The organism is Mesorhizobium sp. ES1-6 (assembly GCF_020164775.1).
Taxonomy (GTDB): Bacteria; Pseudomonadota; Alphaproteobacteria; order Rhizobiales; family Rhizobiaceae; genus Mesorhizobium.
The window spans coordinates 707,905-730,056 of the sequence record NZ_JAIUGU010000001.1; the positions used below are offsets into that span (position 1 = coordinate 707,905).

Sequence of the window (22,152 nt, forward strand, 5' to 3'; positions counted from 1 at the left end):
CATCGACATGACCGCTACACCCTACCCCTTCTCGGCCCGCCACATCGGACCCGGCCTTGCCGATGTCAGAGCCATGCTCGCCGTCATCGGTGTTCCCTCGGTGGAGACGCTGATCAGTCAGGCCGTGCCGAGATCGATCCGCCTCGACCAGCCGCTGGCCCTGCCGGCACCGGCGAGCGAAGCCGAAGCGCTCGCCGAGTTGTCCGCGACCATGGCGAAGAACATTGTGCTGAAGAGCTTCATCGGCGCCGGTTACCACGGCGTCCACGTGCCGCCGGTGATCCAGCGCAATCTGTTCGAGAATCCGGCCTGGTACACCGCCTACACGCCCTACCAGGCCGAGATCAGCCAGGGCCGGCTCGAAATGCTGTTCAACTTCCAGACGCTGGTCGCGGAACTGACCGGCCTGCCGGTGGCGTCGGCTTCGCTGCTCGACGAGGCGACCGCGGTCGCCGAAGCGGTCGGCATTGCGCTTCGCCACCATCGCGACAAGCGCACCAAGGTGGCGCTTGCCGGCACGCCGCACCCGCAGACGCTGGACGTGGTGCGCACCCGCGCCGAGCCGCTCGGCATCGAGATCGACGGCGAGGAGATCGACGACAACACCGCCGCCTTGCTCGTCTCCTGGCCTGACACGTTTGGCGTCTATGGCGACCACAAGGCGGCGATCGCCAGGGCTCGCGCCGCCGGCGCGCTGGTCGTCTTCATCGCCGACCCGCTTGGCCTGACGCTGACCGATGCTCCGGCAAAGCTTGGCGCGGACATCGCCGTCGGACCGATGCAGCGCTTTGGCGTGCCGATGGGCTTTGGCGGCCCCCATGCCGCCTATTGCGCCGTCTCCGACAAGCTGACGCGGCTGATGCCGGGCCGCCTTGTCGGCCAGTCGACCGACAGCAAGGGCCGGCCGGGCTACCGCCTCGCCTTGCAGACGCGCGAGCAGCACATCCGCCGCGACAAGGCGACGTCCAATATCTGCACCGCGCAGGCGCTGCTCGCCAATATGGCGACCGCCTACGCCATCTGGCACGGCCCCGCCGGCCTGCAGGCGATCGCCGGGCGCATCCATGCGCTGGCCAATCGCCTGGCAAGCGGCCTCGATGCGGCGGACGTACCGGTGCTCGGCTCCAGCCGCTTCGACACGGTGACGGTGGAGGCGAAGGGCAAGGCCACCCAGATCGCGGCCGCCGCCGAAAAAACCGGCCGGCTGCTGCGTGTGCTCGACGCCGATCATGTCGGCATCAGTTTCGACGAGACCTCGACCGATGCCGATCTCGACGCGATCGCGGCCCTGTTCGGCGCCACGGCTGCTTCGTCCTCCGACAGCACGGTGCCCGGCAAGCCGCGCGGCAAGGAGTTTTTGACCCAGCCGGTCTTCCACGAGAACAAGTCGGAAACCGAGATGATGCGCTTCCTGCGCCGGCTGGCCGACAAGGACCTGGCGCTCGACCGCGCCATGATCCCGCTGGGCTCCTGCACCATGAAGCTCAACGCCGCGGCGGAAATGATGCCGGTGAGCTGGCCAAGCATCGCAAACCTGCATCCCTTCGCGCCGGCCAGCCATTCGGCCGGCTATCGCGCCATGATCGGCGAACTGGAAGGCTGGCTGGCGGAGATCACCGGTTTCGACGCGGTAACCGTGCAGCCCAATGCCGGAAGCCAGGGTGAATATGCCGGGTTGCTGACCATCCGCGCCTATCACCGCTCGCGCGGTGAAGGCCATCGCACCGTCTGCCTGATCCCCTCTTCCGCGCATGGCACCAACCCGGCGAGTGCCGCGATGGCCGGCATGAGCGTCGTCGTCGTGCGCTGCCTGGAAGACGGCAACATCGACATGGACGATATGCGGGCCAAGGCCAACGAGCACTCCAAGAACCTCGCGGCGCTGATGTTCACCTATCCCTCGACGCATGGCGTCTACGAGGAAGGCGCGCGCCATCTCTGCGCGCTCATCCATGAGCATGGCGGCCAGGTCTATTTCGATGGCGCCAACCTCAACGCCCTTGTCGGACTTGCCCGTCCCGGCGACATCGGCGCCGACGTCTGCCACATGAACCTGCACAAGACCTTCTGTATCCCGCATGGCGGCGGCGGACCGGGCGTCGGTCCGATCGGCGTCAGGGCGCATCTGAAGCCCTATCTGCCCGGTCATGTCACCGAGGGCTCGGCGCACGCCGTGGCCGCCGCCCCCTTCGGCAGCGCTTCCATCCTGCCGATCACCTGGATGTACATCCGCATGATGGGCGCTTCCGGCCTCAAGCAGGCGACCGAGACGGCGATCGTTTCGGCCAACTACGTGGCGACGCGCCTCGCGCAGCATTTCCCGCTGCTTTACAAAGGCAGGAGCGACCGCGTCGCCCATGAATGCATCCTCGATACCCGCGTGCTGAAGGAGAGCGCCGGCATCGGTGTCGAGGACATCGCCAAGCGCCTGATCGACTACGGTTTCCACGCGCCGACCATGTCGTTCCCGGTCGCCGGCACGCTGATGGTCGAGCCGACCGAGTCCGAGCCCAAGCGCGAGCTGGACCGTTTCTGCGAGGCCATGATCGCCATTGCCGGAGAGGCGGCGAAAGTCGCCAAAGGCGAATGGCCCTTGGCCGACAATCCGCTGGTCAACGCGCCGCACACTTCGGCCGAGGCGCTGGCCGGTCAATGGACCCATCCATACTCGCGCATGGAGGCGGCCTATCCCGCCGGCGACGCCGACACGGCGGCAAAGTACTGGCCGCCGGTATCGCGCATCGACAATGTCGCGGGAGACCGCAACCTGGTCTGCTCCTGCCCGCCGCTGTCCGACTATCTCGGTGCGGCCGAATAGCTATGCGGAGCGCAAGGCCGGCTTGACCGGGTCGGCCTTGCCCGGCCTTTTGCGGCCGATGACGCAATTTCGCCCCGCGCGCTTGGCGGCGTAGAGCGTGGCGTCGGCCCTGGCCAGCACCTCGTCGAGGGTGCTGCCGTCGGTCTCGCCGAACCCGATCCCGCCGCTGACCGTGCTGCGCAAGGGGCCGAGCGGGGTGGGCACGACTTCCGTGCCGAAGGCAACGCCGATCTTGCTGGCGAGATCATGGGCGCGCTCTTCCGTCATGCGCGACATGACGATCGCGAACTCCTCGCCACCCAGGCGAAAGGCGTCGACCCCGGTCCTGGCATATTTCCGGATGACGGCGGCGAAGCGGCACAGGACCTGGTCCCCGACCGGGTGTCCATAGATGTCGTTGGTGCACTTGAAGTGATCGAGGTCGAACATGACGATCGCCATGAACGGACCGAAGGTGCGCTCGCCGTAAAGCGACGTCAGACCCCGACGGTTCATCAGGCCGGTCAACGGATCGGTCATGGTCTCGGCCTTGAGTTCGATCTGCGCCTGCAAATGATGAAGCGAGAGCGTCAAGGCGCCGAGGCCCGTCATGCAGGCCACCGCCACGACCGAGTTGAGGCGTTCAGCCCAGTTGTCGGGCGCCACGCCGAGCGTCCACTGCCCATTGGCCATCAGGACCACGCCGCAAAGGGCAAACGAAAGCGCACAGCTGCCGCTCAGGAACGAAACGACCAGCAGGATGCGGCGATCGTGACTGCCATTGATCCAGAACATGGCCCCGATCGTCGAGAGCAGCGCGGTGACCGTCGCGTAGGTGATCACGAAGCCGATACCGTCAAGGCCCATGAAGGTCACGGCCGCGCAGACAGCCATGGCGGCAAATGTCGGCGCGATCGCGCGCCTGTGGTCCGGGACACCGAGATATTGCATGGCCGAAATGCAGATGATCAGGAAGCCCAGGCTGAGCAGCGCCAGTGCCATTTGGCAAAGCAGTGGATCGGGCTCCCTGGTGTAGCGCCAGAAGACGATCACATGCGCGACGAGCACGAGAATGCCGCATGCCACCGTCAGCACGAAGCGTGCCCGCGGCGCGGTGAACCAGATCGCAAACATGGTGGCGGCCAGACAGGTGCCCGACAGCGCGGCTGCGAGCAGGAGCGAACTGAAATCCAGCATATCGGGCGGGGGCCTCTCGAACGTCGGCGGTTGCGCCGCATTCTAGGTCAGCGGCAGCCCTCGGACATGGTTTTCAGGCGATCTCCCGACCGAACCTGCGGATAGGGTTTACAAAGCGTCGATGCCCCCTGTGCCGAAACCGCACCATGGCGGGAACGGGGCTGACGTCAGCCCTTGTTCAACAAGGCAAGATTGGCGTCGACGACGGTGGGATCGGCCATGCCGGCCCTGGCTTCCAGCAGCAGCGACCGGGCCTTCTTCTTGTTGCCGCGCAACAGTTGGGAATAGCCCATATTGTTGACGATCCGCGGTTTGCGGCCGGCGACCTTCAGCAGCTGACCATAGGCGCGGTCGGCGAAGTCGAAGCGGCCGAGTTCGTCATAGGACGCGGCAAGCCCCATCCAGGCCTCCGCATTGTCGGCCTTCAGCTCGACGGCCTTGCGGAAATGCTGTTCGGCAAGACCGTAATTGGCGTCGCGAAACTGTGCCTTGCCTTCCGCCAGGTCGGACGTGGCGACCTCCTTGGCAGCTGGTTGAATGGCGGTGGTCTTGGTCGTGTCGACGTTGCTGTTCGTCGTGCACCCGGTGATCATCAGGACGGCGGCCATCGTGGCCACCGCCGAAAAATTCGTCTGACGCATGCCCTGCCCCGTCGCCCGATTTGCCGGGTCGTTCTCTGGCAAAGACACTACAGCACAGCCATTAAGCTTCGGTGCCGAAATGCGGCTAAGATTTGGTTTCCGCGATACCGGCCATTAACCACCGGCGCCGCGGCGCCTCGATCCCGCCGGATACGAGCGGCATTCTCACTGCCCCATGGCCTTGAGCGCAGCCGGAACCGGATAGCGGCTGCCATCATAGCGCAGCCGGTAGGTCCGCTTCACAGACTTGCCGGGATGGGACTGGCACTCGCCATCCTGGTCGGGGGACGGCTCGTCGGTATCCGTCCGTTCGACCGCGGTGATGTCGCGATAGCCGTGGTGACGCGCCGAACTCATTGCCAGGCTGACCCGACTGGAATGAAAGGATCCCGCGCAATTGGTATCGCCTTCGCCGCCATTGCCGGCAACGACAAGACCATCGAGCACCATGCGCAGCGCGTCGCCGGCGACGGCATAGAGCCGCAGGTCGGTTTCGCTGAACGGATTGGCCTGCGAGTGATTTGCCATCTCGATACGCAGGCCGAAGGCGGCGACACCGGGCGCCAACCCGTAGCGGCCGGTATCGAATTCGATCTTGCGGATGGCGATGGCATCATCGGTCATCAGCCGGGGCTGCAGCAGGCGCTGGCGCACCTGCATGCTCTTACTGTCGACGACCAGAAGCTCGATATCGCCAACATGCCCGTCGTCGCTGGATTGGGCGCTGTCGGTCAGCGGCACCGCGACCAGCAACAGATCGTCATGCGCGGGCCAGACCTTGCAGACCAGGCCGAATGGCGAATCGCTGTCCGGAGGCGCCAAGGAGATGCTGGTATGGGGCTCGAGCGTGAATGAGGCACCGTCAGCGCTCTTTCGCGCCTTCGGATAGGCCTGCTGCACCAATGCGGCGGCATCGCCGCAATCGCCAGCCTCGGCCTTGGTGGGCGACAAGCTCGCCGCGGCGAGGCCCAGCAAAAGGGCGGGCAACAGAATGCGCATGGGCTTCTCACAATTTGCTTCTGGGATCCCGATGTACCACGTCGACGGAACGTTTAAATCCGTCTGGACGCGGCGCGCCTTAGTGGCCCGTCAGTTTGACGATGATCGGAATGACCGCGATCATCAGCACCACCGGCAGGATGCAGACCACCACCGGCACGGACATCTTTGCCGGCAAAGCATGCGCTTTCTCCTCGGCCAGCGACATGCGCTTGTGGCGCATCTCGTCCGAAAACACCCTGAGCGCGCCCGACAGGCTGGTGCCGAGTTCCTTCGACTGCTGCAGGAGCGTGGCGAAGGAGCGCACCTCGTCCAGGCTGAGGCGATCGGCCAGCGCCTTCAGCGCGTCGTCGAGGCTGCGCCCGGCCCGAAGCTCGAGCGACACGAGCTGCAAATTCTGGCTGAGCGACGGATAAGTCTTGGCGAGTTCCTTCGAAACCCGCTCGACGCCCGCTTCCATGCTCATGCCAGCATCGGAGCAGACGATCATCAAGTCCATGAAATCGGGAAAGCCGTTGCGGTATTCGCGCATCTTTTCCCGCACCTTCTGGGTCAGCACCAGACCCGGCAGGAAGTAGCCGGCAGCGCCCGACAGGATGATGAAGGTCCACCGGCTGGTCATGGTCGCGTCCGGGCTGGCCATCCACCGGTTGAGCACGAAGACTCCGATCGCCGTGCCGATCATCGCCGTGAACCGGATGAGGAAGAACATGCCGACGGCGCGCGGCTCCATGTAGCCTGCCTGGATGAGCTTCAAACGCAGGCGGGCGACATTCTCGGGATCGCTCTTGGCATAGAACTCCTGCGCCCGCTTCACCGCTTTTTCGCGCACGACGCCGCTATTCTTCTTCTGCACCGGTTCGGGTTTGGCCACCACCGGACCGTGGTCTACCTTGAGCCGCCGCTTGACTTCATTGCGGTCGCCCTTTGCCACGACCATCGGCCAGGCAAACGCGGCAGCGCCCACGGCCAGCAGCAAGACAGCCACCGGCATCAGCGACGTCGGCGCGAGCGAGGCGAGGAATTCAACGACGCTTTGCATGTCAGAACTTGAAGTTCGACATTTTGAACATGATCAGATTGCCCAGCATCAGCCAGGTAACCGAGCCGCCGATCATGTACCATGTCTTCGGCACGCCCCAGACGTCGCTGTAATATCCCGGCATCATGGCCATGATGGCGGTGAACAGCAGCAGTGGCACGGCCGTCAAAATGTAGGCCGACAGCCGGCCCTCCGTCGAAATCGCGCGCACCTTGCGGCGCAGCTTGCCGCGTTCGCGGATCGTCGTGGACAGCCCATCAAGGATTTCGCGCAAATTGCCGCCGGAGCTGGTCTGGATCGACACGGCGGTGACGAACAGCGGCAGGTCTTCGTGGCCGACCCTGTCGAACAACGAATTCAATGCCGAGACCAGGTCGGAACCATAGGTCACCTCGTCGGCGATGACGCCGAATTCGGTGCCGATCGGATCGGGCATCTCACGCGACACCATGGCAATAGCCACCGGTACCGGATGACCGGCCTTGAGGCCGCGCGTGATCAGCTCCAGCGCCTCCGGCAACTGCATGCCGAAACGCTTGAGCCGGCGCTTGCGCATGGAGCGCATCGCCATGACCGGCAGCAACGGCGCCAGCACGACAAAAAGGATGAGCCCCATCAACAGCGGCAAGCCGCGCGAGATCGCGAACAGGGTCGCGGCCATCGCCACGCCGCAGGTGATCATCAGGAATTTCGACAGCGGCATGATCATTCCCGACTGCGTGCGCAGCGCCCGGAACCGGTCGGGAGAAAACAGCGGGGTGCCGGCATCGAGGCCGCGCTCCTTGCGCAGCTGGATCAGCACCTGTTCCTGGCTGATCTTGTTTTCCCGCAACTTCATGCGCCGGTTGATGGCGGTGCGTTTGTCGCTGCGGCCGGCGTAGAGCAGATAGGCGGCCTCGGCGATCATGATGCCGGTCAGCGCGGCTCCGGCATAGACGACATAGATCGCGCTGAACCCGTCGAACATCCGGCTACTCCTGCGGCCGGCCGGGTTCGAAATAGCGTCCTGGAAACTCGATGCCCATGGCGCGCAGATCCTCCAGGAAACGCGGCCTTATGCCGGTCGCCTCGTAATAACCGAGGATCTTGCCGTCGGCCTCCATACCGGTGCGTACGAAGCGGAATATCTCCTGCATCTGGATGACATCGCCTTCCATGCCGGTCACCTCGGCGACACTGGTCACCTTGCGCTTGCCGTCCGAAAGCCGGGTCAGCTGGACGATGATGTCGATGGCGCTGGCGATCTGGCTGCGGATCGACTGCACCGTCATCGGCATGCCGGTCATGCCCAGCATCTGCTCCAGGCGCGAAATGCAGTCACGCGGCGTATTGGCGTGGATGGTCGCCATCGACCCTTCATGGCCGGTGTTCATCGCCTGCAGCATGTCGAATGCCTCCTCGCCGCGGCACTCGCCGAGGATGACGCGGTCGGGGCGCATGCGCAGCGCGTTCTTGACCAGGTCGCGCTGCTTCAGCTCGCCATGGCCCTCGATGTTGGCGGGGCGCGTCTCCATGCGCGCGACATGCGGCTGCTGCAATTGAAGTTCCGCCGCGTCCTCGATGGTGATCAGCCGCTCGTCTTCCGGGATGAAGGCCGACAGCGCGTTGAGCATCGTCGTCTTGCCGGTGCCGGTGCCGCCCGAAATGATCGTCGTCTTGCGGGCATGGACGGCCGCCGCCAGCACCTCGGCCATGTTCTGCGTGATGGCGCCGAATTCGACCAGCCTGTGCAGGCCAAGCTTGTTCTTGGAGAATTTGCGGATCGATACCAGCGGGCCGTCGACGGCCACCGGGCGGATGGCCGCGTTGAAGCGCGAGCCATCCAGCATGCGCGCGTCGACCATCGGCTGCGATTCGTCGACGCGGCGGCCAACGGCGGCGACGATCTTGTTGACGATCCGGAGCAGATGCGCCTCGTCCTTGAACGGGATATGGACCTGCTGCAGCTTGCCTTTCTTTTCCACGAAACAGTTCTGGTGGCCGTTGATCAGGATATCGTTGATGTCGGGATCCTTGAGCAGCGGTTCGAGCGGGCCGAGGCCGACCATTTCGTCGACGATGTCGTCGACCAGCGCGTCGAGTTCGGCGGTGTTGATCGCCATCCGCTCCTGGCGGGTCTTTTCCGAGACGAAATCATGCACCTGCCGGCGCATCTCGTCCTTGGGCAAGCGCTCCAGTGCGACGAGGTTGATCTCCTCGAGCAGCATCCGGTGGATGCGCACGCGGGCATCGAGCACCTTGTTGGCGTTCTTTGCCGGTGCGGCTTCCGGCTTCGCCGGCAAGACTTTTCGGCTGGTCGGGATGACCACCGCATGATGCGCGACCGGCGTCGATTCCGCCGGACGTTGAGGACGCGCATCGCGGTTCTGCAGGGTCGAAAAACGGCTGGTCATCCGGCTTTCCTCTTCAGGAGGCCCCTGCCGAGACCGAACAGCGACTTCGACTTGCTCGCGGTCGCCACCGCCTCTTCCGGAAGAATGATCCTCTTCAGGTCGTTGACGACATTGGCGTTAGGATCGATCTCGTGCAACGGCACGCCGCGGTCGACCGCTTCGCGCACCAGCCGGTAGTTGTTGGCGATGCCGCCGACAAAATGCTCACCGAGGATTTCCTGGACATCCGCCTGCTTGATGCCGTTGTCGAACATCTTCTGCTCGAAACGATTGACGATCACGTTCGGCTTCACTTCCTTGCCGGCGGTCTCGTAGACGGCCTGGATCAGCCGCTGCGTGTGGCGCAGACACGGCACCGTCATTTCGGCAACGATGTAGAGCTTGTTGGAACCGAGCAGCACCGTCTCCGTCCACGGAAACCAGGTGCGCGGCATATCGATGACGACATTGTCGAAATAGGCCGAAACGAGGTCCAGCATGCGCACAACGACATCGGTCTTGAACGAGCGCATCTCGGCCGGATGCGCGGGCGCCGCCAGCACGCAAAGGCCGCTGGCGTGCTTGGACAGCATGACATCGAGCAGTTGCCGGTCGAGGCGCTCGGGCTGGTTCTCGATTTCGGTGATATCGAAACGCGGCTCCAGATCGAGATATTCGGCGCAGGCACCCTGCTGGAAATTGAGGTCGACCACGCAGGTCGACGCGCCGCGCGTCACCGAGTGGTGCAGCTGGAACGCCGTCTGCAGCGCCAGTGTCGTGGTCCCGACGCCGCCGGCGGCGGGCATGAAGGTATAGATCTGCGACTCGGTGTTTTCCTCGCGCCCGGGTCCCTGCAACGCCCGCACGACCGAACGCACGAGATCGGCGGTGGTGATCGGCTTGACCAGGAAGTCGGCGACCTTGAGCTGCACCAGGATGCGCACGGCGGCGGCGTTGAACTCCTGGGTGACGACGACCACGGGCGCCTTGCCCTCGAGCCGGCGCATGACACGCTGCAGTGACTCGATTTCTTCCAGTTTCGCCGCGTCCATGTCGACGATGACGACGCCGAACTCGGCCTCCTGGACCTCGCCGCGCAGCTCGGTGATGCTCTTCTCCACCGTCACGATCTGGATGATCTCGGAGGCGGCAAAGGCCGTCTTCGTGTCCTGCGCGAATGTCCGGTCTGTCGATATGAGCAGGATCTTCTTGGTGCTGTTTGCCATTCTCGCCGCCTGTGAGGTCGATCGCCGTCTGGATCAGTTGCCCGTGGTCGTTTGCGCTGCCTTGGCACCGGCCGCCTGATCGGGAGTGACCGGCCCGGCGGTCCCGCGCTTGGCAGGCACGAGAAGCCTGGTGTTCTGGACGCCGTACTTCCACGGATCGACCATCTGTTTGACGGTGTTGGCGGCCTGCGCCTCGCCGGCGCCGGACGTCACCCCTTCGCTGCGCAGGTAGTCGTCACTGGTGCAGCCGCTTGCCAGGCCGGCAAGAAGCAGGGCGATGCTCGATCTCAGGATCAGACGCATGGCTTCAGTCCTTCGGCAGGTCGAGGAAATGACCGACCTTGGTGGCGGAAGCGCCCCGCGCGGCGCCGCCGTCGGCCAATGCCAGCGCACGGTTGGTGTCCGCCCCCTTCACCTCCTCGGTGTTGTTGAGGAAATAGTCGGCATTGCTGGCGGGCTGCGTCCCATCGGTCGGCTCGGCCATTTTCTTCGACGGATCGACCGGCTTGACCAGATAGGGCGTAACGATGATGACCAGGTCGGTCTCGCGCCGCTGGTAGGATTTCGACGAGAACAGCGCCCCAAGCACGGGCATCTTGCCGAGGCCCGGAATGCGCGATGTGGTGATGTCGTTCTGCGACTGCAGCAGCCCGGCAATCATGAAGCTCTGGCCGTTCTTCAGGTCGACCGAGGTCTTGGCGCGGCGCACGATGAAGCCCGGCACCGAGATGCTGCCGATATTGTAGGATGCCGACGCGTCGATCGAGGAAACTTCCGGCGCGATGTCGAGGCTCACCAGCCCGTCCTTCAGCACGGTCGGCGTGAAATCCAGGCTGACGCCGTATTTCTTGTAGCTGACGGAGATCTTGCCATTGTCCTCCGAAACCGGGATCGGGAATTCGCCGCCGGCAAGGAAGCTCGCCGTTTCGCCGGACCGCGCGATGAGGTTCGGTTCCGCCAGCCTTCGGGCAAGGCCGCGCTCCTCCAGCGCCTTGATCGCGATATCGATCGAAACGCCGTTGGACAGCAGCCGGCCTATGGCTTCACCGGTCCCTGCCCCCGGCACCGTGCCCGGATCGAGAGAGACATCGCGACCGCCGAAGCCGTAAGCGAAATTGGCGCTGTATTTCGCGCCCAGGTCCTGCCCGGCCTGGCGATTGATCTCGACGAAGCGGACATTAAGCTGGACCTGCTGCGACGAGGAGATATTGACCGAATTGATCACCTCCTCATTACCGGAGAAGCGGGTGGCGATCTTGTTTGCCTTTTCGGCGGCGACGGCGTCATCGGCCTCGCCCGAAAGCACGACACGGCCATTGGCCGAGCCGACCTTGATCTTGGCGTCAGGCACGCTGGCACGGATGGTACTGGCCAATTGGTCGGTGTCGAGCGTCACTTCGATGTCGACGGTGCCGACAAGCTGCTTGTTCTGGTCGAACAGCGCGATGCCGGTGGTGCCGAGATTATTGCCCAGCACATAGAAGGATTTGTCGGTCAGCGGATTGACGTTGGCGATCTCCGGATCGCCGATGACGATCTGGTAGAAGGCGGCGCTCGTCATGATCGTCTTGGGCTTGCCCTTGGCGACCTTGATCGAGGCGTTCTTGGTCGACGAGACATAGACGATGTCGTTGTCCGCCTTGGCCGCGCCGGCGAATGCAAGCATGCCGCTCGCGGCCAGGCAAACCGCCACCGCCAGAGCGCGCACGAAACGCAACCGACCCGTCATTCGATAGTGCGTATGCATCACCATGATCCCGTCCCGCCCGGTCCCCACCGGTCCTTACTTCTGGTCCCGCGAAGGAACCTGATATTCCTCGGCCTGCGTGCCCCGTGTCACGATAACCGTCTTGAATTTCGGCTTCTCCGGCTCCTTGGCGATAGCATCGAACAAGGAGCCGGCCGCGGCCTGGGTCTTGGAAGCCACCGATCCGCCGAAGGATGAGATGGTGGTGACGCCGTTCTTGCCGTCCCCGCCTTCGCTGGCCGAGCGCAGCGAGAGCGACAGCGTACCGACGGTGCGCGCCAGCGCCACTTTCTGCGCGCCTTCGGTCGTCACCTCCAGGGTCACGGAATTGGCCACCTGCGGCGTCGTCTGGCGCTCGTCGGCGCCCTGCCCGACGCTCAGCACCTTGGCATCGGCAACGACGATCTCCGAGGTGATGGTCGAACCGGACGCCCCTTGCGCGTTCTTGGCGACTTCCTGGATTTCGCCGGCGTCACGGGTCAGCACGACATCGACACGGTCGCCCGGCGTTACGAAGCCGCCGACGCCGGCGATCTCGTCGGTGCGGATGGTAACCGCCCGCATTCCCGGCGTCAGCATGTTGGACAGCGTCGCGCGGCCGTTCGGTCCCGACAGCTTGGTGAGCAGCACCGGCTCGTTGACGTCGATCGGCGACAGCACGACCCGGCCACCCTCGCCCAGCAACCCATCGATGGTGGCAAAGGCGCCCTGCGGTAGGGAATCCTGCGGCCATGGGATCTCGCTGAGCTTGGCGCGGTCGAGCTCCATGCCGTAACGCAACGGCGCGCTCGCCACCACGATCGTCTTGAAGTCGATCCTGGGTGCGGCCGGAGCGGCGATCGAAGCCGTTTTCTCCTCGGCGTCCGCCTTGGCCTGGCTCTTGACCCAGAAATCCGCGGCAAAGATCGAGATCGCGCCGAAAACGGCGGCGATGCCGATCATCGTTATGGCCTTGCCCCTCACGCCGAAACCCCTGATGCCCGTCGTTTCTTGTTATGTTGGGCTCACGCTAGGCCGCATTGTTAAAGAATCAGGAATCTTGCGGCCGCCGGTACGCCCGATTTCCGCCGGCTTGGTTATCGAATGGTTTTAGGATAAGAGGGGGTTAAATCCCCGAACGTAACAGGAACCTCCGTCGCTTGGCGCTGAAAAGCGTGGCAGTATCGACGGGGTGATTCGCAGCTTGGGCGCTATGGCAGGCATGGACGACAACAACGATCTTTTCGGCAATCTGGAGAAACAGCCGCAGCCGGTTCGCGCGTCGGCGCGCCCAGCGGATCCGCTGGTGCAAGCGGCGGCCAAGCGTCCGGCCGCGATCCGTGACGGTTCGGAGGGCTACAGCGCCGCCGATATCGAGGTGCTCGAAGGCCTCGAGCCGGTGCGCCGCCGGCCGGGCATGTATATCGGCGGCACCGACGACAAGGCGATGCACCATCTGTTCGCCGAGGTCATCGACAATTCGATGGACGAAGCGGTTGCCGGCCACGCCACCTTCATCGATGTCGAGCTTTCCGCCGACGGCTATCTCACTGTCACCGACAATGGACGCGGCATCCCGGTCGACCCGCATCCGAAATTCAAGAAGCCGGCGCTCGAAGTCATCATGACGACGCTGCATTCGGGCGGCAAATTCGATTCCAAGGTCTATGAGACATCAGGCGGCCTGCACGGCGTCGGCGTTTCCGTCGTCAACGCCCTGTCCGACCATCTCGAGGTCGAAGTCGCACGTGGCCGCCAGCTCTATCGCCAACGCTTTTCACGTGGCGTTCCGGTAAGCGGCCTGGAGCACCTCGGCGAGGTGCACAACCGCCGCGGCACCAGGATCCGTTTCCATCCCGACGAGCAGATCTTCGGCAAGGGCACCGCCTTCGAGCCGGCGCGGCTCTACCGCATGACGCGCTCCAAGGCCTATCTGTTCGGCGGCGTCGAGATCCGTTGGACCTGCGATCCCTCCCTGATCAAGGAAAAGGACCAGACGCCGGCCAAGGCGGAATTCCATTTCCCAGGCGGCCTCAAGGATTATCTCAAGGCATCACTCGGCGACGACTTCCAGGTCACCCGCGAAATCTTCGCCGGCAAGAGCGAGAAACAGGGCGGCCATGGGTCGCTGGAATGGGCGGTGACCTGGTTCGGCGGCGACGGCTTCATCAATTCCTACTGCAACACGATTCCCACCGGTGAAGGCGGCACGCACGAGGCCGGCTTCCGCAACGTGCTGACGCGCGGCCTACGCGCCTATGCCGATCTCGTCGGCAACAAGCGCGCCTCGATCGTCACATCGGAAGACGTCATGATCTCGGCCGCCGGCATGCTGTCGGTGTTCATCCGCGAACCGGAATTCGTCGGCCAGACCAAGGACAGGCTGGCGACGATCGAAGCGATTCGCATCGTCGAGACCGCGATCCGCGACCCGTTCGACCATTGGCTGGCCGACAATCCGCAGGAAGCCTCGAAGCTGCTCGACTGGGTGATCGCGCGCGCCGATGAGCGGGTGCGCCGGCGCCAGGAAAAGGAAGTGTCGCGCAAAAGCGCGGTGCGCAAGCTGCGCCTGCCTGGCAAGCTCGCCGACTGCACGCAGAACGCGGCGGCGGGTGCCGAACTCTTCATCGTCGAAGGCGATTCCGCCGGCGGTTCGGCCAAGCAGGCGCGCGACCGTGCCAGCCAGGCCGTCTTGCCCCTGCGCGGCAAAATCCTCAACGTCGCCAGCGCCGGCAATGACAAGCTGGCCGCCAACCAGCAGATATCGGACCTGATCCAGGCGCTCGGCTGCGGCACGCGGTCAAAGTACCGCGACGAGGATTTGCGCTACGATCGTGTGATCATCATGACCGACGCCGACGTCGACGGCGCCCACATCGCGTCGCTGCTGATCACTTTTTTCTACCAGGAGATGCCGGCGCTGGTACGCGGCGGCCATCTCTACCTGGCGGTGCCGCCGCTCTACTCGATCAGGCAAGGCGGCAAGGTCGCCTATGCCCGCGACGATGCGCACAAGGACGAGCTTCTGCGCACCGAATTCACCGGCCGCGGCAAGGTCGAACTCGGCCGCTTCAAGGGCCTGGGCGAAATGATGGCCGCGCAGCTCAAGGAGACCACCATGGACCCGAGAAAGCGCACGCTGCTCAGGGTCGACGTGATCGACGCCGAGGCGGCGACCAAGGATGCGGTCGACGCACTGATGGGCACGAAGCCCGAAGCCCGCTTCCGCTTCATCCAGGAACGTGCCGAATTCGCCGAGACGGAAGTGCTGGATATCTAGCCGCTGGCCAGTTTAGCTTGCGTGCCTGACATGGAGACCAGCATGTGACCTGGGCGCGGCTGAAAACCAATTTCGAGACGAGCCTGGCCGGGGTGACGCAACCGACGCGCTCGGACTGGATTTTCGCGCTGCGCACCGTTTCGGCCGGCCTGATCGCATTGCTGGCCGCTTACGCGCTCAAGCTCGACCACCCGCAATGGGCGATGATGACGGTGTTCATCGTCGCCCAGCCGGTTGCCGGCATGGTGCTGGCGAAAGGCTTCTACCGGCTGCTCGGCACGCTTGTCGGGGGTGTCGCGGCAATCGGCATCACCACGGCGTTCGGCACCGGCCCCTGGATTCTGGTGACGGTGCTTGCCGTCTGGATTGGCATCTGCACCTTCGTCTCGTCGCTGCTGCGCAATCCCGAAGCCTATGGCGCCGCCCTTGCCGGCTACACCGCCATGATCATCGGCCTTCCCGCCTTCGGCCAACCGCACCTGGTCGTCGATCTCGCGGTCGCGCGCTGTGCCGAGATCGTGCTCGGCATCGTCTGCGCCGGCCTCACCAGCCGGCTGATCCTGCCGAAACTGGCCAGCGACGCCATCATCTCGCGGCTGAAACGCTGCATTCTCGACCTCGCCACCTATGCCGGCGGCGCGTTCTCGGGCGGCGATCGGGCAACGCTGATCGGCCTGCACCGGAAGCTTGTCGCCGACACCCAGACGCTTGGCGAGATGCGCGCCTATGCCAGGCTCGAAGCGCCGAGCTTCGCGCCGCGCGCGCATCCGGTACGGCGCACCATCGGACAACTGCTCTCCGCCCTTTCGGCGGCGCGCGCGCTCCATTCGCATGCAGCTCCGAAAAACGCGGCGCTCATCCCGGTACGCTCGGAACTGCAGGCTCTTGTCAGCGAACTGGCCGCCAAGCCGGGAGCGCTGGACGATACCTCGCCCTGGTTGGCGCGCCTCGACGCAATCTCGATAAAAGCCCGGCAAATGCCCGATGCCTCGACCGATCAGGGTGAGGACAGGGTTGGAACCATCACCCGCCTCACCATAGCAGCCGATTTCGCCGAGGCACTGAAACAGGTGCTGCGTGGCCTCGACGCCTTGCGCGCGCCGGTGATCCGTCGTCCAGGTCCCGGCAGCCAGCAGCCCGCGCTGGTGGTGCATCGCGACTATCCCGGTGCCGCGCGCAACGCCATCCGCGCGGCCGTTGCCACGCTGCTGGTAGCGGCTTTCTGGCTGACGACGAAGTGGTCGGAAGCGGCCGGCACCGTCATCCTCGTTGCCGTCGTGTCGAGCCTGTTTGCCGCTCGCCCCGATCCGGTGCAGGTATCCTGGGGGTTCTTCAAGGGAACGCTGCTCGCTTTGCCCTTTGCCTTTCTCGTCGGCCAGATCGCGCTTCCCGCTTTGCCCGGCTTCGGCTGGTTCATGCTGTTCGTCGTGCCCATCATGGTGCCGGCCGCACTCGCCATGGCCAATCCGCGCTATGTCGGCGTGGCCACGGCCTTCGCAATCAACTTCCTGGCCTTCCTCAGCCCGCACCAGGCGATGACCTATGATCCCGGCCCCTTCTTCGCCGGCTCGGCGTCGATCCTGGTCGGCATCCTGCTGGCGATCGGCGTCTTCATCGTCGTATTGCCGGCCGATCCCTGGCTCGCGGCCGACCGCATCGTGCGGGCCATGCGCGAGGATCTGGCGCGGCTTTGCCTGCATGAGCGCGTGCCGAGGCGTTCGGCCTTCGAGAGCCTCGCTTATGACCGGGTCAATCAGCTGATGCCGCTGGTGCAGAATTCCGGCAGGAAGGGCGAGGCGATCCTGGGCGGCGGCGTCGCCTCCGTCACGGTCGGCCTGGAGATCCTGCGGCTGCGCAGTGCCACCCAAAACCATGCCATCCCATCGGAAACAGCGCTATCAATCGCCAACTTCCTGAGGGGATTGGCGCGCGAGCTGCTTTTCCGGGCTCCTGGCGATCCGCAAACAGCGACCGTCGCCGTCGCCCGGCAGTACGCGGCGGGCATCGCCCAGCGAAACGCCACCGGCGACATGCTGCAGATCGCGGCGTCGCTACGCATTATCGCCGCGGCGATGGAGGATTTTCCGGATTTCTTCGCGAGCAACAGGTCCTAGGCAAAGATCATCGTAGACAGGGCCTGCGCATAGGCGCCACCGTCTGGGCCGGCTTTGATTCATCGCCAAGATCGATCTTGAAGTGTGCTGCAAGCCGCAGGATAAGGTTCGTGATATCGTCAATGGCTTTCTGAAGTTTTACCTTGTCGGGCGCACGAGGTATCTGGCCAGAAGGCAGTGTATATCTGAATGTGGTCGCATAGGCTTCCAGCCAAACGAGGGACTGCAACGCCGTCTTCTCGGCGTGATCGTCTGGCAAGCGCCTTACGATCTTATCGAGTTGATGTGCATCGTGACGTTCGATGTGGATGGCCTCCGAAGTCGCCAACGCTCGGATGACCTGTTCGATAGCTTGCTGGCTGAGATAGGCCGCATTACGGGACCCTGACTCGGCAAGAACATGCGCATCCCTGATGCATCCGTTCGCCAACCGAAGCGCGCTGGCGATTGTCCAGTGGTCAGACATCCAGTCGACGCCCATTCCGAGCGATGTCATAGGCTATCGTATTTCGTGAATCCCAACTCGCGGCCAACGCACTGGACGTCGTGGACAGGATCGTGGCTGGTATTCCAACGTCGTGCTGGATTGACCACCCGATTAGCGGGTCCAGGAGGTCCGCCTCCGAGTCGTCAGGCAAGGCAACGAGAATATCCCAGTCGCTGTCGGGCCGATGATCACCCCTCGCCCGGCTGCCGAACAGCCAAATGGAATCGGGGTTCAGGCGAACCCTGATTTCGTCGATGAGCGGCTTGATTTCAGCCGGCACCCTGAGGCGCATTGCGGGCGGAACGTGCATAGGCGGAAACATAATACCAATCGGTTGTGCCTACAACGCAGCGACGTCGCAGCCAAAAGCCGCCAGTAGGCAAGCGTTAGGCCGCTGCAATCGCCAGTGCGTGGCCGCGCGCGTTCTCGCGCAGCGCATCGAGATGGATCGACTTGACCAGCGCGGCGAGATCCCCCTCGGCGGATTGGCCGCCCAACTCCTTGAGCATCAGCCAGCTGACTTCCTGTACGCCGGCGACACGCTTGCCATTGGCGACCTCGCGCCAGATCTTCAAGGCGCGCAGGATGATCGCATGGGTGGCCAAAGCCAGCCCAGCGCCGCGGAACAGGGCCTGCAGCGCCACGTCGTGCCCACCTGCCAGCAGCGCCCTCACCCGTGGTTCGGACTGCTGGCTGAGCGCGACCAGCGCCGAGCCGAAGAAATCGACCTTACCGTGCGCGATGGTGCGGATCAGGAAGCTCGCGGTGAGATCGCCGCGCAGCCTGAGATGCTCGATCAGCGCCGCGTGTTCTTCCTGGCGCGTGCCCTCGATCAGAGTCACGGACGCCTTGACGCAGGCGTCGCGCATGACGCGGTCGGCACGCGCGGCTCCCATCAATGCCATGACCAACGGCGACGTCTTCAAGGTCTCGCCAAGCTTGACGAGCAGCATATGCCGGCAGTCGGCGGGCAGCCTGATATCCGATATCAACGCCTCGCGCACCAGAGGCAGATGCCCATGGCGTTCCGCCATGCGGCGGAAGCTCATCGAAGCGATGGCGGCGCCGCTGTTGGCGAGCAATACGGCGCAGGCCTCCGCCTCGCCGACCTCGGCGATGGCCGCCGACAACGCCATCGAGACGGAAGGCCGGTCGGCGATCAGTTTCTGCGTTGCCTTCTGGCTCGCCGCCACGCGGTTGATCAGATCGGCGTCCGTGAGCAGCGGCGAGCGCGCCAGCACGACACCGGCGACCTCCGGCTGGTCGGCGGCAAGCACGCTGATGATCTGCAGCGGCGCGTGGTGGCTCATCGAGAGCGCTTCCGCCATCGCCAGCCGCACCTTCGACGAAGAATCGTCGAGCAGCAGCGTCAGCGCCGCCTCGGCGGCGCAGCGGTCCTCGAACGGCAATTCGGAATTGACATAGGCACGGGCCAGCGCATTGGCCGCGGCGGCCCGCTCCGATACCCTGGCCGTGTAGATCCATTTCAGGAAATGCGAAACAACAACCATGCCCGCCTGCTCAAGCCCCTTGCCGGAGGGTTTCCGGCCCCGTGAAGACGGTAGGCAGAAATGGTTTACGAACGGTTCACCATGTTCATTAACTGGCTTGCGAGCGCCTGAAGCAGCGCCTATCAACCGTCAAACAGCGCAGGAGACGGGAAATGGCCGGGCTATATCTCGAGGAGTTTGTTGTCGGCCACGTCTTCCAGCATACGCTGCGCAAGACCGTCACCGAGAGCGACAACATGCTGTTTTCGGTGATGACGTTGAACCCGCAGCCGCTGCATATCGACTTCGATTTCGCCGCCAGGAGCGAATGGGGCAAGCCGCTGGTCAATTCCCTGTTCACGCTCGGCCTGATGATCGGCATCTCGGTCAACGACATCACGGTCGGCACCACGGTCGCCAATCTCGGCATGAAGGAAACCGTGTTTCCGCACCCGGTTTTCCATGGCGACACCATCCGGGTAGAGACCATGGTGATCTCGGTGCGCGAGTCCAAATCGAAGCCTGACCGCGGCATCGTCGAATTCGAGCACCGGGCCTACAACCAGCATGGCGATTTGGTCGCCAAATGCACCAGGCAAGCGATGATGCTGAAGAAGGCGGCCTGATGCGCTCGCTGCTGTTTGTTCCCGGCGATTCCGAGCGCAAGCTGGAAAAGGGATTTGGCGCCGGCGCCGACGTGGTCATCGTCGATCTCGAGGATTCCGTGGCGCCGCAGAACAAGGCTCAGGCGCGCGAGATCGCGGCGCGCTTCATCCTCGAACGCAGGTGGCAAACCAGCTCGGCGATCTATGTCAGAGTGAACGACCTCTCGACCGGGCTGACGGACGACGATCTTGCCGCGCTCATTCCGGCAAGTCCGGATGGCATCATGTTGCCCAAGTCCAACAGCGGCCAGGACGTGCAGCAGCTCGCGGCCAAGCTCAGGGTTCGCGAAGCCGAGAACGGCCTGCCCGACGGCTCGATCAGGATTTTGCCGATCATCACCGAGACGCCCAGGGGTGTTCTGGCGGCGGCTAGCTATGCCGGGGCAAGCGCCAGGCTCGCCGGCCTCACCTGGGGCGCGGAAGACCTGTCTGCCGCGATCGGCGCGCGTGCGGCCCGCGACGAGCACGGCCGCTACACAGATGTATTCCGTCTCGCTCGCGCCATGACCATCCTTGCCGCCGGCGCGGCCGAGGTCGCGGCAATCGACACCGTGTTCCCGAATTTTCGCGACATGGCCAGCTTTTCCGCCGAATGCGCCGAGGCCGAACGCGACGGCTTCACCGGCAAGATGGCGATCCACCCCGACCAGGTGCCCGTCATCAACGCCGCCTTCACGCCCTCGGCCGAGGCGGTGAAGCAGTCGGCGGCCATCGTCGCGGCGTTCGAGGCTGCGGGAAATCCCGGCGTCGTCGGCATCGACGGCAAGATGTTCGACCGTCCGCATCTGCGGCTGGCCGAACGGCTGCTGGCACGGGCCAGGGCGGCCGGTATATCCGCCTGACGCTTACCCTTTTTCCCAGCGCGGTCGGCGCATCGAGAAGACCTCGTCGACACTGGCATAATCCATATAGCCGAGACGCGCGACATTGCCGGCCTTGGTGATGTCGAACAGCCCGTCTTTCAGGAAGGCATCGTCGATGTGCACGCCGATCACCTCACCGGCGACGACGACCGCGCTTGTCGATGATCCGTCCAGCGCCTTTGGGCGAAAAATCTCCGTCACCCGGCACTCCAGCGCCGCCGGTGCGGCCGCCACGCGCGGCGGCCCGACGAGACGCGAGGGCGCCATGGCGAGATCGGCATAGACGAACTCGTTGACGCCACGCGGCGCGTCGACGGATGTGTAGTTCATCTTCTCGGCAAGCTCGCGGCTGACCAGATTGGCGACGAACTCACCGGTTTCCTGGGCAAACGAAGCACTGTCTTTCTCGCCCTCCGAGGAAAACCAGACGATGAAAGGCCGCGTCGAGACGGCGTTGAAGAAGGAGTATGGCGCGAGATTGACCTCACCGGCCTTGTTCAGCGTGGATATCCAGCCGATCGGGCGTGGCGCCACGATGGCCTTGGCCGGATCGTGCGGCAGCCCGTGCCCCTTGGCCGGCTCGTAGAACATTCAGCCCGCCCAAGGTCCGGCGTAATCGGCGTAGAGCTTGGCCGGATCGGGCCGTGGCCGCTCCGGAGCCGGACCGGCATGGGAGCCGATATGGACAAAGCCGACGACGCGCTCTTGCGGCGCCAGCCCCAGGATCGCCCTGCCCTCCGCGACATCGGAATACCAATTGCTGATCATGTTGGTGCCATAGCCCAGCGCATTGGCCGCGATCATCAGATTCATCGCCGCCATGCCGCCCGACAGGAACATCTCCCATTGCGGGATCTTGGGATTCTCTTTGGGCACGGACACGACACCGATCACCAGCGGCGCGCGCGAGAACCGAGCCAGTTCCTGGTTGCGGCGGCCTTCCGGCAACGGCCCCTCGCGCTGTTCGGCCAGGGCCGCCAGCTTTTTGCCGATCTCGATGCGGGCTTCGCCGCGATAGAGAATGAAGCGCCACGGTTCGAGCCGGCCGTGGTCGGGCACGCGCGTGGCGGCGGCAATCATCGTCGCGATGTCGGCATCGCTGGGCGCTGGCTCCTTGAGGTCGGGAATCGGTGCCGAATTTCGGGTCAGCAGGAATTCGATGATCGGCGACGCCATGGGCGCAAGTCTCCTAAAAACTCTGTTTTGAGCTGAAGCGCACCATCGGGAATTCGGGCGGCTCGGGCAAAGGCGCG

The 22,152-nt window shown here is 64.3% G+C and carries 20 protein-coding genes; 5 read left to right on the forward strand and 15 right to left on the reverse strand.

The window, feature by feature from the left end; genetic code table 11:
* Positions 1 to 7: 7 nt before the first annotated feature.
* Positions 8 to 2,818, forward strand: a complete 2,811-nt coding sequence (gcvP, locus tag LB564_RS03655) for an aminomethyl-transferring glycine dehydrogenase (protein WP_224535016.1) — start codon at positions 8 to 10, stop codon at positions 2,816 to 2,818.
* Here the strand turns inward: gcvP and LB564_RS03660 are convergent, their stop codons facing one another.
* The 10 genes from LB564_RS03660 to cpaB form a co-directional block, all read right to left on the reverse strand.
* A complete protein-coding gene (locus LB564_RS03660) occupies positions 2,819 to 3,994 on the reverse strand; it encodes a GGDEF domain-containing protein (protein WP_224535018.1) in 1,176 nt (391 codons plus the stop codon). It lies immediately after the preceding gene.
* 167 nt (positions 3,995 to 4,161) lie between these two features.
* The gene (locus tag LB564_RS03665) at positions 4,162 to 4,635 is read right to left on the reverse strand and encodes a hypothetical protein (protein ID WP_140701547.1); all 474 of its coding nucleotides are present in this window, start codon (positions 4,633 to 4,635) and stop codon (positions 4,162 to 4,164) included.
* Positions 4,636 to 4,800: 165 nt separating this feature from the next.
* Positions 4,801 to 5,634, reverse strand: coding sequence for a hypothetical protein (locus tag LB564_RS03670; RefSeq protein ID WP_224535020.1), 834 nt, complete (start codon positions 5,632 to 5,634; stop codon positions 4,801 to 4,803).
* 79 nt (positions 5,635 to 5,713) lie between these two features.
* Positions 5,714 to 6,676 (reverse strand): type II secretion system F family protein, encoded by a 963-nt coding sequence (locus tag LB564_RS03675; RefSeq protein WP_140701548.1) that lies wholly within the window; start codon positions 6,674 to 6,676, stop codon positions 5,714 to 5,716.
* Between the two features lies 1 nt (position 6,677).
* Positions 6,678 to 7,643 carry a type II secretion system F family protein gene (locus tag LB564_RS03680; protein ID WP_140701549.1) on the reverse strand — a complete coding sequence of 322 codons (966 nt, stop codon included), beginning with the start codon at positions 7,641 to 7,643 and terminating at the stop codon, positions 6,678 to 6,680.
* Between the two features lie 4 nt (positions 7,644 to 7,647).
* Positions 7,648 to 9,069 (reverse strand): CpaF family protein, encoded by a 1,422-nt coding sequence (locus LB564_RS03685; RefSeq protein WP_140701550.1) that lies wholly within the window; start codon positions 9,067 to 9,069, stop codon positions 7,648 to 7,650.
* A complete protein-coding gene (locus tag LB564_RS03690) occupies positions 9,066 to 10,274 on the reverse strand; it encodes a CpaE family protein (protein ID WP_224535022.1) in 1,209 nt (402 codons plus the stop codon). Before LB564_RS03690 ends, LB564_RS03685 begins: the two co-directional genes overlap by 4 nt.
* A 33-nt stretch (positions 10,275 to 10,307) precedes the next feature.
* Positions 10,308 to 10,577, reverse strand: coding sequence for a hypothetical protein (locus LB564_RS03695; RefSeq protein ID WP_140701552.1), 270 nt, complete (start codon positions 10,575 to 10,577; stop codon positions 10,308 to 10,310).
* Between the two features lie 4 nt (positions 10,578 to 10,581).
* The gene (locus LB564_RS03700; RefSeq protein WP_224535023.1) at positions 10,582 to 12,027 is read right to left on the reverse strand and encodes a type II and III secretion system protein family protein; all 1,446 of its coding nucleotides are present in this window, start codon (positions 12,025 to 12,027) and stop codon (positions 10,582 to 10,584) included.
* A 30-nt stretch (positions 12,028 to 12,057) separates the two neighbouring features.
* Positions 12,058 to 12,984 (reverse strand): Flp pilus assembly protein CpaB, encoded by a 927-nt coding sequence (gene cpaB / locus LB564_RS03705; RefSeq protein ID WP_318012758.1) that lies wholly within the window; start codon positions 12,982 to 12,984, stop codon positions 12,058 to 12,060.
* A 238-nt stretch (positions 12,985 to 13,222) separates the two neighbouring features.
* Here cpaB and parE point away from each other — a divergent pair, with 238 nt between their 5' ends.
* Together parE and LB564_RS03715 are read left to right on the forward strand one after the other, a co-directional pair.
* Entirely contained in the window at positions 13,223 to 15,280 is a 2,058-nt protein-coding gene (gene parE / locus LB564_RS03710) for a DNA topoisomerase IV subunit B (RefSeq protein ID WP_224535025.1), read from the forward strand.
* Positions 15,281 to 15,324: 44 nt separating this feature from the next.
* Positions 15,325 to 17,394: an FUSC family protein gene (locus LB564_RS03715; RefSeq protein ID WP_224535028.1), complete on the forward strand. Its 2,070-nt coding sequence runs from the start codon at positions 15,325 to 15,327 to the stop codon at positions 17,392 to 17,394.
* A gap of 7 nt (positions 17,395 to 17,401) precedes the next feature.
* Here LB564_RS03715 and LB564_RS03720 read toward each other — a convergent pair whose 3' ends face one another.
* The 3 genes from LB564_RS03720 to LB564_RS03730 form a co-directional block, all read right to left on the reverse strand.
* Entirely contained in the window at positions 17,402 to 17,890 is a 489-nt protein-coding gene (locus tag LB564_RS03720; RefSeq protein WP_224535029.1) for a HEPN domain-containing protein, read from the reverse strand.
* The gene (locus LB564_RS03725) at positions 17,853 to 18,203 is read right to left on the reverse strand and encodes a nucleotidyltransferase domain-containing protein (protein ID WP_140701557.1); all 351 of its coding nucleotides are present in this window, start codon (positions 18,201 to 18,203) and stop codon (positions 17,853 to 17,855) included. Before LB564_RS03725 ends, LB564_RS03720 begins: the two co-directional genes overlap by 38 nt.
* A 64-nt stretch (positions 18,204 to 18,267) precedes the next feature.
* Positions 18,268 to 19,392 carry a DUF2336 domain-containing protein gene (locus LB564_RS03730; protein ID WP_224535031.1) on the reverse strand — a complete coding sequence of 375 codons (1,125 nt, stop codon included), beginning with the start codon at positions 19,390 to 19,392 and terminating at the stop codon, positions 18,268 to 18,270.
* 152 nt (positions 19,393 to 19,544) lie between these two features.
* Here LB564_RS03730 and LB564_RS03735 point away from each other — a divergent pair, with 152 nt between their 5' ends.
* The gene (locus LB564_RS03735) at positions 19,545 to 19,997 is read left to right on the forward strand and encodes a MaoC family dehydratase (RefSeq protein ID WP_224535034.1); all 453 of its coding nucleotides are present in this window, start codon (positions 19,545 to 19,547) and stop codon (positions 19,995 to 19,997) included.
* On the forward strand, positions 19,997 to 20,878 hold the full coding sequence (locus tag LB564_RS03740) for an HpcH/HpaI aldolase/citrate lyase family protein (protein ID WP_224535036.1): 882 nt from the start codon (positions 19,997 to 19,999) through the stop codon (positions 20,876 to 20,878). The genes LB564_RS03735 and LB564_RS03740 overlap by 1 nt, the downstream gene beginning before the upstream one ends.
* A gap of 3 nt (positions 20,879 to 20,881) precedes the next feature.
* Here LB564_RS03740 and LB564_RS03745 read toward each other — a convergent pair whose 3' ends face one another.
* Both LB564_RS03745 and LB564_RS03750 read right to left on the reverse strand, forming a co-directional pair.
* Positions 20,882 to 21,490, reverse strand: a complete 609-nt coding sequence (locus LB564_RS03745; protein WP_224535037.1) for a flavin reductase family protein — start codon at positions 21,488 to 21,490, stop codon at positions 20,882 to 20,884.
* Positions 21,491 to 22,075: a nitroreductase gene (locus LB564_RS03750; RefSeq protein WP_224535039.1), complete on the reverse strand. Its 585-nt coding sequence runs from the start codon at positions 22,073 to 22,075 to the stop codon at positions 21,491 to 21,493.
* Between the last annotated feature and the right edge of the window lie 77 nt (positions 22,076 to 22,152).